Raw genomic sequence first — 960 nt, 5'->3', positions numbered from 1 at the left:
GTTGCACCTGGACGCGTTGGTCGGTACGGATCTCGACGCGTTCGTGGTGTTCTCGTCGATCTCGGGTGTCTGGGGCAGCGGGGAGCAGGCGGCGTACGGGGCGGCGAACGCGGCGCTGGACGCGCTGGTGGCGCGGCGTCGCGCGCAGGGCCTGCCGGGTACCGCCGTCGCGTGGGGTCCGTGGGCCCGGGTCGGCATGGCGGCGGACGACGAGACGGCCACGCAGTTGCGCCGCCGGGGTCTGAGCCCGATGGATCCCGCCCGGGCGCTGGCCGCGCTGGCATCGGCCGTCGGCTCGGGCGAGGCGGCCGTCACCGTCGCGGACGTCCGCTGGGCGGACTTCCTGCCGCTGTTCACTGCCGTTCGCGAGCGGCCGCTGTTCGCCAGGCTGGCCCCCGCCATGACGGGAGGTCCCGTGCCGGAGGAGACCGGTCTGGCCGCACGGCTCGCCGGCCTGTCGGCGGTGGAGCGGCACCGGGCGGTGCTGGACCTGGTGCGGGCCGAGGTGGCCGTGGTGCTCGGCCATGCGTCGGCCGGGGCGGTCGAGGCGTCGCGGGCGTTCAAGGAGCTGGGCTTCGACTCGCTGACGGCCGTCGAGCTGCGGAACCGGTTGCAGGCCGCGACCGGGCTGGTGCTTCCCGCGACGCTGGTCTTCGACTACCCGGACGCCGAGCGGCTCGCCGCCTTCGTGCTGGGACGTTTCGCTCCGGGCACCTTCGTGTCGGACGCGACCGTCGCGGCAGCCGTCGCGCCTGCCGGCGACGACCCGGTGGTGATCGTGGGGATGGGTCTGCGGTTGCCGGGTGGTGTGGGGACGCCCGAGGAGTTCTGGGATCTGGTCGCGTCCGGGAGGGACGGGATCGGGGCGTTCCCGACGGATCGTGGGTGGGATCTGGAGGGGTTGTACCACCCGGATCCGGAGCATGCGGGGACGTTCTACGCCCGGGAGGGCGGGTTCCT

General features: G+C 74.3%; 1 protein-coding gene. It reads left to right on the top strand.

The window, feature by feature from the left end; all coding sequences use genetic code 11:
• Positions 1–960: beta-ketoacyl reductase (locus PUR56_RS08160; RefSeq protein WP_329948402.1), on the top strand; the 960-nt coding region annotated here is incomplete at both ends.

Origin of the sequence: Streptomyces sp. BE303 (genome assembly GCF_036290945.1) — a bacterium.
Classification (GTDB): domain Bacteria; phylum Actinomycetota; class Actinomycetes; order Streptomycetales; family Streptomycetaceae; genus Kitasatospora.
This window is presented reverse-complemented; position numbering and strand designations above follow the sequence as displayed.